Here is a 13262-nt window from a genome sequence, read left to right on the forward strand (position 1 = left end):
AAACCTCATATCACCTGTCTGCTGGAACCAGATCAGGCGCAAGTGCAGGAAAACGTTCCCAGATCGGTTCGACACCGCCGGGTAACCACAACTTACGCCCCAACTCGATCCACGGACAGGGTTGGTGAAAATCAGATCCCTGCGACGCCGCCAGTTGATGATCGCGGGCATAGGTTGCCAGCTGACTGCGTTCATTAGGTGCCTGCTGGCATTGCGCCACTTCCATCGCGTCACCGCCCACCTCTGCGAAATGGGCGATCAGTCGTCTCAGCCATTTGCCGGATAGACCATAACGCCCTGGGTGAGCCAGCACGGCATAGCCACCGGAATCATGAATTGCATCAATGGCTTGTTTAATTGTACACCATTGTGGCGGCACATAACCGGTTTTACCGCGTGCCAGGTAATTCTTAAACACCTGGGCCAGGTTGTCCGCTTTACCGATTTCCACTAAATAGCGGGCAAAATGACCACGGGTAATCACCCCACCCTGCGCCAGCCGTTGCGCTCCTGCCAGTGCGTCAGGAATGCGTGCACGCTCCAGACGCTCGGCAATCAGCAGCGCCCGTTCAACCCTGCATTGATGTTGTTGCGCCAGAAATTGCGTCAGCTGCGGATGCTGGCAATCCACATGCAGCCCAACGATGTGGATTTCATGATTCTCCCACAATGTTGAAGCTTCCAGTCCGGCCACCACCTTAAGCGGTAGCGCCTGCTCCAGCACCGTCGATTGTGCTTCCGCCACGCCAGCAACGGTGTCGTGATCGGTAATGGCGAGCACACCGACACGCATTTCAGCCGCGCGCTGCACCAGCGCCGCCGGGGTGAGCACGCCATCGGAAGCCAGGGTATGGCTGTGTAAATCGTAAAGGGGAAAACGGGGGATGTCCGTCAAGATAACTCCAGCAACTGCATGAACCGGCAGGCATGATAACGATTTTGCCCTGAACTGAAAAAGGGTATTGACTTTTTTCAGCCGAACCAGTTAACTAGTACACAAGTTCACACGTAACGGGTATTTAATCATGGCTGTTGTTCATACGCATTCAAATGGTTGGTGGCGCGATGTTCCCGAACACGGGCGACGTCGTCGTGCACAACTTGCGTAAACGCTGTGCAGATACCTGAGCCCGCCACCGAGCGGGCTTTTTTTTGAGCTAAATTCAGAGAAATCATCATGCCAAATGCGAAACCTACATTGAAGTTGATTACCGGCACCGCGCCCTACCGCGAAGATCCGGCCGCAGTGTTTCATCAGTTATGCGGCGCACGTCCGGCAACCTTGCTGCTCGAATCCGCTGATATCGACAGTAAACGTAACCTGAAAAGCCTGTTAATCGTTGATAGCGCTCTGCGTATTAGCGCACTGGGCAACGTGGTCACTATTCAGGCGCTGTCGGAAAATGGCCGGGCGCTGCTGGCGCTGCTGGATGAAGCGCTGCCACAGACGGTGCGCATTGCGGTGCGCCCGGATGGCCGCGAGTTGCACTTCCCACAGCCGCGGGATTTGCAGGATGAAGATTCCCGCCTGAAAGCGTTGTCAGTGTTTGATGCGCTGCGCCTGATCCCCCAGCTGGTGCAAAGCCCGGTGGAAGAACGTGAAGCCATGTTCCTCGGTGGTTTGTTTGCTTACGACCTGGTGGCAGGATTTGAAGATCTGCCTGAATTGCAGAATGACCAGCGCTGCCCCGACTATTGCTTCTATCTGGCTGAGACCCTGCTGGTGATTGACCATCAGGAGCGCAGCGCTCGTCTGCAGGCCAGCCTGTTCTGTCCGTCCACCAGTGAGTTCCAGCGTTTGCAGAGCCGTATCGAACAATTACGCGGACAGATGACGCATGCCGCCCCTGCTCTGCCAGTGCAGACAGTGGAACATATGGTGTTAAGCACCAACCAAAGCGACGAGGTTTACTGCAACGTCGTCAGAGAGATGCAGGAAGCCATTCGCATTGGCGAAATTTTCCAGGTGGTACCATCACGCCGTTTCTCACTGCCGTGCCCGTCACCGCTGGCCGCTTATGACACACTGAAGAACAGCAACCCCAGCCCGTATATGTTCTTTATGCAGGACCAGGATTTCGCGCTGTTCGGTGCCTCGCCGGAAAGCTCGCTGAAATACGACGCCACCAGCCGCCAGATTGAAATCTATCCGATTGCCGGTACCCGTCCGCGCGGCCGTCATGCTGATGGCTCGTTGGATCGCGATCTGGATAGCCGTATCGAACTGGAAATGCGTACCGACCATAAAGAGCTGGCCGAGCATTTGATGCTGGTGGATCTGGCGCGTAACGATCTGGCGCGCATCTGCGTACCTGGCAGCCGTTATGTCGCCGACCTGACCAGCGTTGATCGCTACACCTTTGTGATGCACCTGGTCTCACGCGTAGTCGGTACGCTGCGTCATGATCTTGACGTGCTGCACGCGTATCGCGCCGTGATGAATATGGGCACCCTGAGCGGCGCACCCAAAGTGCGCGCCATGCAACTGATTGCCAATGCCGAAGGCACCCGCCGCGGCAGCTACGGTGGCGCAGTGGGTTACTTCACCGCGCATGGCGATCTCGACACCTGCATCGTTATCCGTTCGGCATGGGTAGAGGATGGTGTTGCCACCGTGCAGGCCGGAGCCGGTGTGGTGCTGGATTCGCAACCCCAGGCGGAAGCCGACGAAAGCCGTAATAAAGCCCGCGCCGTGTTGCGCGCCATTGCCACCGCCCATCACTGCAAGGAGATTTTCTGATGGCCGACATCCTGCTGCTCGATAATATCGACTCCTTTACTTACAACCTCGTTGATCAGCTGCGGACCTTCGGCCACAACGTGGTGATCTACCGTAACAATCTGCCCGCCGAACTGCTGATTGAGCGTTTGCAACAGATGGAAAACCCGGTGCTGATGTTATCTCCTGGTCCGGGCGCACCGAAAGATGCGGGTTGTATGCCTGAACTGTTGCAGACGTTACGTGGCCGGCTGCCGATTATCGGCATTTGTCTCGGACATCAGGCGATTGTTGAGGCCTACGGCGGTCATGTCGGCCAGGCGGGTGAGATTCTGCACGGGAAAGCCTCGTCGATTACCCATGATGGTATCGGCATGTTTGCCGGCCTGAGCAATCCGCTGCCAGTCGCACGTTATCACTCGCTGGTTGGCAGTAATACCCCCGCTGAACTGACGGTAAATGCCAGCTATAACGGCATGGTGATGGCTGTGCGCCACGATGCCGACCGCGTGTGCGGTTTCCAGTTCCATCCTGAATCTATTCTGACCACCCAGGGCGCACGTTTGTTAGAACAAACGCTGGCCTGGGCGCTGGCGAAGTAATAGGGAGATAATGATGCAAGCTATTCTGGAAAAACTTTATCAGGCCCAGACACTGACCCAGGCCGAGAGCCATCAGCTGTTTAGTGCCATTATTACCGGCCAGCTGGAACCGACCCAGCTGGCAGCTGCGCTAATTGCCATGAAAGTACGTGGCGAGCGCCCGGAAGAGATCGCCGGTGCCGCCTCCGCGCTGCTGGAAGATGCCAAACCCTTCCCGCGTCCGGATTACACCTTTGCCGATATCGTCGGCACCGGTGGCGATGGCAGCAACAGTATCAATATTTCCACTGCCAGTGCTTTTGTCGCGGCCACCTGTGGGCTGAAAGTGGCGAAACATGGCAACCGCAGCGTGTCGAGCAAGTCCGGTTCGTCCGACCTGCTGGCCGCGTTCGGCATCAATCTGGATATGCCCGCAGAACAGGCGCGGCTTGCGCTGGATGATCTGAATGTGTGTTTCCTGTTTGCCCCGCAGTATCACAGCGGTTTCCGCCATGCGATGCCGGTGCGTCAGCAGCTAAAAACCCGCACGCTCTTTAACGTGCTCGGCCCATTGATCAATCCGGCGCGTCCACCGCTGGCGGTGATTGGTGTCTACAGTCCGGAGCTGGTGCTGCCCATCGCCCAGACGCTGAAAGTGCTTGGCTATCAGCGTGCAGCTGTGGTGCATGGCGGCGGTATGGATGAGGTTGCGCTGCACAGTCCGACCCAGGTGGCGGAACTGCGTGACGGTGAAATCACCGGTTATCAGCTAACCCCGGAAGACTTTGGTTTCCGTTATCACGACAAAGAAGCCCTGGCAGGTGGCACCCCGGAAGAAAACCGTGACATTCTGACGCGTTTACTCCAGGGTAAAGGCCAGCAAGCCCACGAGGAAGCCGTGGCGGTCAACGTGGCGATGTTGCTGAAAGTATTTGGTAATGAAGATTTGCGTGACAATGCGCAGCGTGCCCTTACCGCGATTCGCAGCGGCCAGGCATACGAACGCGTTGTCGCCCTGGCAGCGAGAGGATGAGATGAGCATTAAGGGAACCGTGTTAGAAAAAATTGTGCTGGATAAAGCCGTATGGGTGGAAGCGCGCAAAGCGCAGCAACCACTGACGACCTTCCAGAACAGCCTGCAACCGGCCGAACGCCATTTTTACGATGCGCTGCGCGGCACGCGTACCGCTTTTATTCTGGAATGTAAGAAAGCGTCCCCGTCGAAGGGTTTGATTCGCGACGACTTTGATCCCGCCACCATCGCTGGCGTCTATCGTCATTATGCTTCTGCGGTATCAGTGCTGACCGATGAGAAATACTTCCAGGGCAACTTCGAATTTCTGCCCATCGTCAGTGCAGCGATTACCCAGCCGGTACTGTGCAAAGATTTTATCATCGACCCTTACCAGATTTACCTGGCACGTCATTATCAGGCCGATGCCATCCTGCTGATGCTGTCAGTGCTGGATGATGATCAGTATCGCCAGCTGGCTGCCGTGGCCCATAGCCTGAAAATGGGCATTCTGACTGAAGTCAGCAATGAAGAAGAGCTGGAGCGCGCCATTGCACTGGAAGCGAAGGTGGTCGGCATCAACAACCGCGATCTGCGCGATCTGTCGATTGACCTGAATCGTACGCGCCAGCTGGCCCCCCGTCTCGGCCATGGCGTGACGGTGATTAGCGAGTCCGGCATTCATAACTATGCTCAGGTACGTGAGCTGAGCCATTTCGCTAACGGTTTCCTGATCGGTTCCGCTCTGATGGAAGAAGACGATCTCAATGCTGCGGTACGTCGCGTGCTGATGGGTGCGAACAAAGTATGTGGCCTGACTCGCGCGGAAGATGCCCGCGTTGTGCATGAAGCCGGTGCTATCTACGGCGGCGTGATTTTTGCGGCGGGTTCACCGCGCCAGGTCAGCACTGAACAGGCCCAGACGGTGATTGCCGCGGCACCGTTGAAATACGTCGGCGTGTTCCGTAACAACAGTATCAGTGACATTGTCACGCAGACGACGACACTCAACCTGTTTGCGGTTCAGCTGCACGGCGATGAAGACCCGGCGTTTGTTGCCGAATTACGCCAGACCCTGCCTGCTAATGTGCAGATCTGGAAAGCCCTGAGCATCAAAGACGCGTTACCCGCACGTGACTGGCCGCACGTCGATCGTTATGTCTTTGATAATGGCCAGGGCGGTACCGGCCAGCGTTTTGACTGGTCACTGTTACAAGGCCAGAAGCTGGACAACGTGCTGCTAGCCGGTGGATTAAGCGCCGACAACTGCGTCGAAGCCGCACAGCTCGGTTGTGCGGGTCTTGATTTCAACTCTGGTGTGGAATCGGCCCCTGGTATTAAAGATGCCGGCAAGATCGCCGCAGTATTCCGCACGTTACGCGCCTATTAATTTCTCTTGCCCGCCGGGAGCGGGCTGGATAAGGAAGATGAGAAGATGACGTTACTGAATCCCTATTTTGGCGAATTTGGCGGCCAGTATGTGCCGCAAATCCTGATGCCGGCTTTGCGTCAGCTGGAGGCCGCGTTTGTCGAGGCTCAGCGCGATCCGGAATTTCAGGCGGAATTTACTGACCTGCTGAAAAACTATGCAGGTCGCCCTACCGCACTGACCTTGTGCCGCAACCTGACTAAAGGCAGTAAAACCCGCCTGTATCTGAAGCGTGAAGACCTGCTGCACGGTGGCGCGCATAAAACTAACCAGGTGCTGGGCCAGGCGTTACTGGCAAAGCGCATGGGTAAAAACGAAATCATCGCAGAAACCGGAGCCGGTCAGCACGGTGTTGCCTCGGCGCTGGCATGTGCGTTGCTCGGGATGAAGTGCCGCATTTATATGGGTGCGAAGGACGTAGAGCGTCAGTCACCAAACGTGTTCCGTATGCGCCTGATGGGTGCTGAAGTTATTCCAGTACACAGTGGTTCGGCGACGTTAAAAGACGCCTGTAATGAGGCCCTGCGCGACTGGTCTGGCAGCTATGAAACGGCGCACTACATGCTCGGCACCGCTGCCGGTCCACACCCGTTCCCGACCATCGTGCGCGAATTCCAGCGTATGATCGGCGAAGAGACCAAAGCGCAGATTCTGGAAAAAGAAGGACGTCTGCCGGATGCTGTGCTGGCCTGTGTCGGTGGCGGCTCCAACGCCATCGGTATGTTTGCTGATTTTATCGATGAAACCAGCGTTGGCTTGATCGGCGTGGAACCGGCAGGTCACGGTATCGAAACCGGCGAACACGGTGCACCGCTGAAACACGGCCGCGTAGGTATCTACTTTGGTATGAAAGCGCCGATGATGCAGACTGAAGAGGGACAGATTGAAGAGTCCTACTCCATCTCTGCCGGTCTCGACTTCCCGTCTGTCGGACCGCAACATGCCCATCTCAATAGCATCGGTCGTGCTGAATATGTGTCGATTACCGATGACGAAGCGCTGGATGCCTTCAAGCAGCTGTCGCGTTCAGAAGGTATTATCCCGGCACTGGAGTCATCTCATGCGCTGGCTCATGCGCTGAAGATGATCCGCGAGAATCCGGAAAAAGAGCAATTGCTGGTGGTTAACCTGTCCGGCCGCGGTGATAAAGATATTTTCACCGTTCACGATATTCTGAAAGCGAAGGGAGAGATCTGATGGAACGTTATAATCAGCTATTTAAACGTCTGTCGGCGAATAAAGAAGGTGCGTTCGTTCCTTTCGTTACCCTCGGCGATCCCTCGCCGGAGATGTCGCTGAAAATTATTGATGCATTGGTTGCCGGTGGTGCCGATGCGCTGGAGTTAGGCATTCCCTTCTCCGATCCACTTGCGGATGGCCCGACTATCCAGAACGCCACGCTGCGAGCGTTTGCTGCTGGTACCACCACCGCGCAATGCTTCGAGATTCTCGCCAGCGTGCGCCAGAAATACCCCGATCTGCCGATTGGTCTGCTGATGTACGCAAACCTGGTGTTCAGTAAAGGGATCGATAATTTTTACGCGCAATGTGAAGCTGTGGGTGTGGATTCCGTGCTGGTGGCAGATGTTCCGGTGGAAGAATCAGCCCCGTTCCGCCAGGCAGCGATGCGTCACAACGTCGCACCAATCTTTATCTGCCCGCCGAATGCCGATGATGACCTGCTGCGCGAGATCGCTTCACATGGCCGTGGCTACACTTATTTTCTGTCACGCGCCGGGGTAACCGGTTCAGAAAACCGCGCTCACGTGCCGCTGCAGCATCTGATCGACAAACTGCATGAATACCATGCTGCGCCGCCATTGCAGGGTTTTGGTATCTCAGAACCCGGTCAGGTGAAAGAAGCGGTCGCGGCCGGTGCGGCCGGTGCGATTTCGGGATCGGCGATTGTGAAGATCATCGAACGTAACCTTAACCAACCTGATGTGATGCTGAATGAGCTGCAAACCTTTGTCAGCAATCTGAAAGCCGCCACACGTTAATGCCCTGCCCGCCTTATCCGCTCACGCTGCGGGTAAGGTGGTTTTCTTCATGATGAACACTTCTCGTTTATAGCAAAAGATTACGTCTGATCCTGATGTTCTCCACGCAGCTTACCTAAGTAGTAAGCCGCTAAATAACCGACAATCATAGAACCAAAAAAACCTGCCAGCTTCATCGTGAGGCTGTCAAAAATATAGAATGAAGCCAAAGCGACAAAACTCATTGCAACGGTAATTGTTCCCTCTAATGCATGGGCCAACAACCACCCGATGGCCTTAACCAGCCAACTTGCAAATCTCATGGTTAATCCTTTTACACATTTCTGGGTGGCTGGTGATGAACTCAAGATAAGGCTGTAACTGATCCTCAACGAGGAAATAAATCATATCGAGTCCTTGCGGCTGTACTTTCCAGTATATGTGAGGGTAATGATGCTGCGGCTTGCTAATGCGGCTTCTTCAATGAATCCCTGCCACAATCCGGCACTAATCGTGAAACTGGTACCGAATCGGTATAATGTCTTCCATACTTTGCTGCCACGAGCAAATTTCACTATTGATGCAGCAACAACCTGAGAAGTCAGTATCTGAGCACCTACGCGGCCAGCTAATCTGCCGGTACCGTATCCAATCTGATTATGGACGACCTGTTTACCCTGCTCATCCAGTTTGTTGTAGAACTCAATGATGACAATGGTAATCAATCGGCGCAGAGGTTCTTCATTTTGAACTAATGACTTGATAACCCTATAAAAACGTTCATTTTCCTGATCATTACGAATTCTACGTTCAAAACCTAATGCGCCAGAGCTGATATAAGTTCGTTTTACACCGTAGTAAAAACTCTTCGGTATTCCCTTCACACTATCCCAGATACCTTCAGCGATCTTAGAAGCATCCATAGCCACAATCCTTTGTTGCCCAATAGAAGTGCCAATGATATCTGAAGTGGTTTGAATTGCACAAATTTCATCAAATTTATTAATGATTTGTGGCCTCTGTCACCCTGGTAAGCAGATTTAATTTTGCAGAATCATGCAAATGACTCACTCCCCAAGTCCCGATTCATAGGCATTATGATCATTTCGCGTTTTTTCGCTGTGCTGATTTGACCATTTCCCGTTGCCACACCACACTTTAAGCGCACCGTCACATCGCGGTGAAACATCATGTATGACAGGGAGATAACCAATGAAACTGTTCAAAATCGTTGCGGGATTGCTGATGGCTGCGGTGATGGCGCTGACCCTCAGCGCGTGTGCACCCACGCCGACACAGGAAGGGACCGGTGGTTATATCGATGACACCGTGATCACGACGAAAGTGAAAACTGAATTGCTGAAGGATGACTCGCTGAAATCAACCGAGATCAATGTAGAAACCTTCAAAGGTCGGGTGCAGTTAAGTGGTTTTGTCAGTTCACCCCAGATGGCTAATCGTGCAGTGGCCGTTACACGCAGCGTCGCAGGTGTGAAATCCGTGGTTAATAATATGCAAATCAAATAAGCAATCGGGCGGCCAACAGGTCGCCCGAATTTTTTGTCCCGGTCAGAAACGGTAACCAACACCAAAGAAGAAAACAAAGGGATTAATATTGGTATGGATATTCTGCTGTTCACCAGCCGCTTTAAATTTCACATTGGTATCAATATCCATGTACCACAGTGATGCGTTCAGCATCCAGTCCCGGTTGATTTGATAATCAACACCAACCTGTCCAGCCACCCCCCATGAATTTTTCATTTTGAGATCGCTCAGCCCGGCATCTTGCCCGGTTTGGTTGAAACTTTTATCAAAGAACATCGTGTAGTTAATACCCGCACCCACATAAGGCCGGAATTTACTGTTGCTGTCTAAGAAATAGTATTGCGCCATCAGCGTTGGCGGTAGCTGATGGACGGTCGCAATATTACCGGTCGCATTCAGGCCGACTTTGTGTCTGAAAGGCGTAGCCGCCAGCAATTCAATACCTATGTTATCGGTTGCCATATAGGTAAAGGTCAGGCCCATCTGGGTATCATTGCTGACGTTAAATCCCCCCAGACCCAACACATTTTGTGAGCTTTCTGTGGGACGTACCGTTGCGGTACCCACACGCATAAAGAAATCACCTGCTTCGTGAGCCAGTGCCAGTTGTGGAATTGCCAGTGCCACCAGCAGCGCGCATTTTGCCAGTTTCATATTCACTCCTTTGCCCATTTGTTATTGATGTAGTGACGAAGTTTGTGGCAAGAGATCTATCGCGTTTTTCGACAAATTGCATCTGAATCATTTCAGATAAATCACTTATAAAACAATGAATTGATTCAGATCAATTTTGGCGTTACAGCAGGAAATAAAAATCTGCTTGCGAAAATTTCGCGCCGTGACTACTTTGCTGAATCCTGCCGTTGATTTTGGTTCGATGCTTAGGAGAAGCGGGCGATCAAATGAGCGATTCATTCAACCCTTGTATGACCTGTGGCGCCTGCTGCGCCCATTTCCGTGTTTCTTTCTATTGGGCCGAAGCTGACGATGCTGGCGGTGAGGTACCGGTGGAATTAACTGAGCCTTTAAGTCTGCTAATGCGCAATATGCGCGGCACTAACGCGCGTACGCCGCGCTGTGTGGCGTTGCAGGGCGAAATTGGTGGTTGTGTCTCATGTGGCATCTATCAACAGCGCCCGTCACCTTGTCGTGAGTTTGCGATGTCAGGCGAGCAGGGTGTACTGAACGAAGCCTGCGATCGGGCCAGGGCGCGCTATGGTTTGCCCGCGCTTTTTTGCCCATCTTTACCAGACATGACAGAAAGTTATCCTAATGCGGGTGCCAGCATGCCCGCAGAACATGTACAATCGCCGGGTTAATTAACCCGGTTCCTTCAAGGAGTGTACATGTCTATCACGGCAAGCTCGTTATACCGTGACACAGGAAATTTTCTGCGCCATCAGCTGATTACCGTTGTGCTGATGGCGTTGCTGACCTCGTTTATTACCGTGATTATCGGCCATGCCCTGACCCCCGGTGCCGACCAGTTGTCACTGCTGAGCCAGAGTGATGACAGCGCATCCTCGCTGTTTGAGCTGGTACAGAATATGTCGCCGGATCAACAACGCATTTTGCTGCGCGCTTCCGCTGCGGGTACCTTCGCAGCGCTGGTGGGCAACACCCTGCTACTGGGCGGCATGCTATGCCTGATCCCGATGGTATCGGCGGGTCAACGTGTCAGCGCCCTGCGTGCTATTGGTGCTTCCGCACCATTGCTGCCGAAATTGCTGCTGCAAACCTTTTTAATCACTTTACTGGTTCAGCTTGGCTTTATGGTGCTGATGGTGCCTGGCGTTCTTTTGGCGATCCTGTTCTCGCTGGCTCCGGTGATGTTGGTCAGTGAAAAAATGGGTGTAATGCGCGCCATGCGCGCCAGCATGCGTATGGCCTGGAAAAACGTCAAACTGATCGCCCCGGCCATCATTGTCTGGTTGCTGGCTAAAATCGCGCTGATGTTCTTCTTTTCTTCGCTGACAGTGCTGCCCGCCAATGTGGCTTCTGTGGTACTAAACGCACTGGGGAACCTGGTTTCCGCCATTCTGATTATCTATTTGTACCGGCTCTATATGCTGTTACGTTAAGGATTATGGCGCTCATTGAGCGCCTTAATTGCCGCCCCTGACTGGATATCCTATGAAGCAGTTACTTGATTTTCTTCCACTGGTCGTGTTCTTCATTTTCTACAAGCTGTACGACATTTTTGTCGCCTCCGGCGCACTGGTGGTTGCCACCGGCATTGCGCTGATCGTCAGCTGGGTGCTGTACCGCAAGCTGGAGAAAATGACCATTTTCACTTTCGTGCTGGTGGCAGTGTTCGGCACTCTGACGTTGGTGTTCCATAACGATGAATTCATCAAGTGGAAAGTGACGGTGATCTATTCCCTGTTTGCGCTGGCATTGCTGTACAGCCAATGGTTTATGAAACAACCGCTGATTCAGAGCATGCTGGGTAAAGAGTTGCAGTTACCGGATGGTGTCTGGCGACGTCTGAATGTGGCCTGGGCCATTTTCTTCCTCGCCTGCGGTCTGGCAAATATTTATGTTGCATTTTGGTTATCACAGGAATTTTGGGTTAACTTTAAAGTGTTTGGTCTGACCGGTCTTACCCTGCTGTTTACCCTGTTAAGTGGCGTGTATATCTGGCGACACATGCCGCAACAAGAAGAAAAATAATGAATGATGCCCGGCAATTGCCGGGTTTTTTGGCGCCTGCCGCCATCACCTGCATAAGAACTGAAGCAATGGACGAAAAACACAAATTGCCGCAAGGCGAAATGGTGCTGCGCACGCTGGCAATGCCAGCCGATACCAACGCCAATGGTGATATCTTTGGCGGCTGGCTGATGTCGCAGATGGATATGGGCGGTGCGATTCTGGCGAAAGAGATTGCCGAAGGTCGCGTGGCAACCGTGCGCGTGGATGGGATGAGTTTCCTCAAACCCGTTGCGGTGGGTGATGTGGTGAGCTGCTATTGCCGCTGTATCCGTACTGGCAACAGCTCCATGACCATCAATGTCGAAGTGTGGATCAAAAAAGTGTCTTCAGAGCCGATTGGCCAGACCTACTGCGCCACCGAGGCGGTATTTATCTATGTCGCCATCGACAACACAGGTAAGTCACGCCCGTTGCCACCGGGTAAAGCCAACCTCAGCGATTAACCGCGATAAAAAAAGCGGTCCTTTGACCGCTTTCTCATCTTATTCGATATTCGCGCCACCGTTGATACGGAACACAATGTTCATCGTCAGGTTAGTGCCCGGACGTCCCGGCTGATAGCGCCATTTTTTCATCGCTTGCTTCACTTCACGTTCGAACATGTTGCGTGGTTCAGCCGAGAGAATCTGAATATTATCAACGCGACCCTCACTATCAACATCAAACTGCACCCGCACCCGACCTTCCACACGCAGCGCAAACGCGCGTGCCGGATAAGCGGGCTTGCTGACGTTCATCGCTTTCGGACCATCTGAAACTGATGGCGTCGAGGTCGGATTGGTTTTCGGTGCCGTTGTCGGCCGTGTCTGCGTGGTCGGCGCGTCGGTTTTTACCGGAGCCTGCGGCTTCGTTTCCTCACGCGGTTTTACCTCACGTTTCGGTTCGTGCTTTTTCTCTACCTTCGGCTTAGGTTTCGGCTTCGGCTCAGGTTTTGGAATCGGAATCGGGACCGGCTCAGCTTTAGGGGGTTCCGGGGCAACTTCAGGAACCGGCTCCGGTGTAGGTTCGGGTTCCGGCGGTGGCGGTGGCGTCTGCACTGTCGGCGCAGGTTCTGGCTGCACTTCCGGTGCCACCATGCTTACGCTAATCGGTTGTGATGCTTTAGGAACCTCAATGACCTGATGAAACGATGCATAGAGAATGCCAGCAATTACTGTGCCGTGAAGTACCACGGACAACAGCAGAGAAACGGGGGTACGTTTTGGGAAAGGCGTAGTCAGCGTCGTCATAACAGTCATGTTCATTGAGTGAAGCGCAGATTTTAAATGCAAATAGCAAT

14 protein-coding genes, 1 pseudogene and 1 other annotated feature are annotated in these 13262 nt (G+C 53.4%); of the genes and pseudogenes, 10 read left to right on the plus strand and 5 right to left on the minus strand.

Annotated elements, in window-relative coordinates:
* Positions 1 to 10: 10 nt before the first annotated feature.
* On the minus strand, positions 11 to 895 hold the full coding sequence (gene rnm / locus AC6I8X_RS10730) for an RNase RNM (RefSeq protein WP_313687968.1): 885 nt from the start codon (positions 893 to 895) through the stop codon (positions 11 to 13).
* Between the two features lie 154 nt (positions 896 to 1049).
* Positions 1050 to 1154: a sequence feature (Trp leader region), on the plus strand.
* A gap of 23 nt (positions 1155 to 1177) precedes the next feature.
* Between rnm and AC6I8X_RS10735 the strand changes: the two genes are divergently transcribed.
* The 5 genes and pseudogenes from AC6I8X_RS10735 (at position 1178) to trpA (ending at position 7741) form a co-directional block, all read left to right on the plus strand.
* Positions 1178 to 2740: an anthranilate synthase component 1 gene (locus tag AC6I8X_RS10735; protein WP_497839777.1), complete on the plus strand. Its 1563-nt coding sequence runs from the start codon at positions 1178 to 1180 to the stop codon at positions 2738 to 2740.
* Positions 2740 to 4333: pseudogene (trpD, locus tag AC6I8X_RS10740) on the plus strand (bifunctional anthranilate synthase glutamate amidotransferase component TrpG/anthranilate phosphoribosyltransferase TrpD). Before AC6I8X_RS10735 ends, trpD begins: the two are co-directional and overlap by 1 nt.
* A 1-nt stretch (position 4334) precedes the next feature.
* The gene (trpCF, locus tag AC6I8X_RS10745; protein ID WP_497839778.1) at positions 4335 to 5702 is read left to right on the plus strand and encodes a bifunctional indole-3-glycerol-phosphate synthase TrpC/phosphoribosylanthranilate isomerase TrpF; all 1368 of its coding nucleotides are present in this window, start codon (positions 4335 to 4337) and stop codon (positions 5700 to 5702) included.
* A 45-nt stretch (positions 5703 to 5747) separates the two neighbouring features.
* Positions 5748 to 6938, plus strand: a complete 1191-nt coding sequence (gene trpB / locus AC6I8X_RS10750) for a tryptophan synthase subunit beta (RefSeq protein WP_084875136.1) — start codon at positions 5748 to 5750, stop codon at positions 6936 to 6938.
* Positions 6938 to 7741, plus strand: coding sequence for a tryptophan synthase subunit alpha (gene trpA / locus AC6I8X_RS10755; protein ID WP_299451162.1), 804 nt, complete (start codon positions 6938 to 6940; stop codon positions 7739 to 7741). Before trpB ends, trpA begins: the two co-directional genes overlap by 1 nt.
* A gap of 80 nt (positions 7742 to 7821) precedes the next feature.
* Here trpA and AC6I8X_RS10760 read toward each other — a convergent pair whose 3' ends face one another.
* Together AC6I8X_RS10760 and AC6I8X_RS10765 are read right to left on the minus strand one after the other, a co-directional pair.
* The gene (locus tag AC6I8X_RS10760) at positions 7822 to 8043 is read right to left on the minus strand and encodes a hypothetical protein (protein ID WP_313688778.1); all 222 of its coding nucleotides are present in this window, start codon (positions 8041 to 8043) and stop codon (positions 7822 to 7824) included.
* Positions 8044 to 8124: 81 nt separating this feature from the next.
* Complete coding sequence (locus AC6I8X_RS10765) at positions 8125 to 8643, minus strand: hypothetical protein (RefSeq protein WP_497839779.1); 519 nt, start codon at positions 8641 to 8643, stop codon at positions 8125 to 8127.
* A 289-nt stretch (positions 8644 to 8932) separates the two neighbouring features.
* On the opposite strand from AC6I8X_RS10765, the gene AC6I8X_RS10770 reads away from it, so the two are divergent.
* A complete protein-coding gene (locus AC6I8X_RS10770; protein ID WP_313688782.1) occupies positions 8933 to 9247 on the plus strand; it encodes a BON domain-containing protein in 315 nt (104 codons plus the stop codon).
* A 42-nt stretch (positions 9248 to 9289) separates the two neighbouring features.
* Here AC6I8X_RS10770 and ompW read toward each other — a convergent pair whose 3' ends face one another.
* Positions 9290 to 9922: an outer membrane protein OmpW gene (gene ompW / locus AC6I8X_RS10775; RefSeq protein WP_299451164.1), complete on the minus strand. Its 633-nt coding sequence runs from the start codon at positions 9920 to 9922 to the stop codon at positions 9290 to 9292.
* Positions 9923 to 10170: 248 nt separating this feature from the next.
* Between ompW and AC6I8X_RS10780 the strand changes: the two genes are divergently transcribed.
* From AC6I8X_RS10780 to yciA, 4 genes are all read left to right on the plus strand, one after another.
* Complete coding sequence (locus AC6I8X_RS10780) at positions 10171 to 10587, plus strand: YkgJ family cysteine cluster protein (protein ID WP_313688784.1); 417 nt, start codon at positions 10171 to 10173, stop codon at positions 10585 to 10587.
* A gap of 27 nt (positions 10588 to 10614) precedes the next feature.
* Positions 10615 to 11349, plus strand: coding sequence for a YciC family protein (locus tag AC6I8X_RS10785; protein WP_313688786.1), 735 nt, complete (start codon positions 10615 to 10617; stop codon positions 11347 to 11349).
* Positions 11350 to 11401: 52 nt separating this feature from the next.
* Positions 11402 to 11941 (plus strand): septation protein A, encoded by a 540-nt coding sequence (locus AC6I8X_RS10790; protein WP_299451169.1) that lies wholly within the window; start codon positions 11402 to 11404, stop codon positions 11939 to 11941.
* Between the two features lie 68 nt (positions 11942 to 12009).
* Complete coding sequence (gene yciA, locus AC6I8X_RS10795; RefSeq protein WP_041525794.1) at positions 12010 to 12426, plus strand: acyl-CoA thioester hydrolase YciA; 417 nt, start codon at positions 12010 to 12012, stop codon at positions 12424 to 12426.
* A 39-nt stretch (positions 12427 to 12465) separates the two neighbouring features.
* Here yciA and tonB read toward each other — a convergent pair whose 3' ends face one another.
* Complete coding sequence (gene tonB / locus AC6I8X_RS10800) at positions 12466 to 13212, minus strand: TonB system transport protein TonB (protein ID WP_313688790.1); 747 nt, start codon at positions 13210 to 13212, stop codon at positions 12466 to 12468.
* Positions 13213 to 13262 lie beyond the last annotated feature (50 nt).

The organism is Pantoea sp. X-Soil-TKNS-1280 (genome assembly GCF_059730475.1).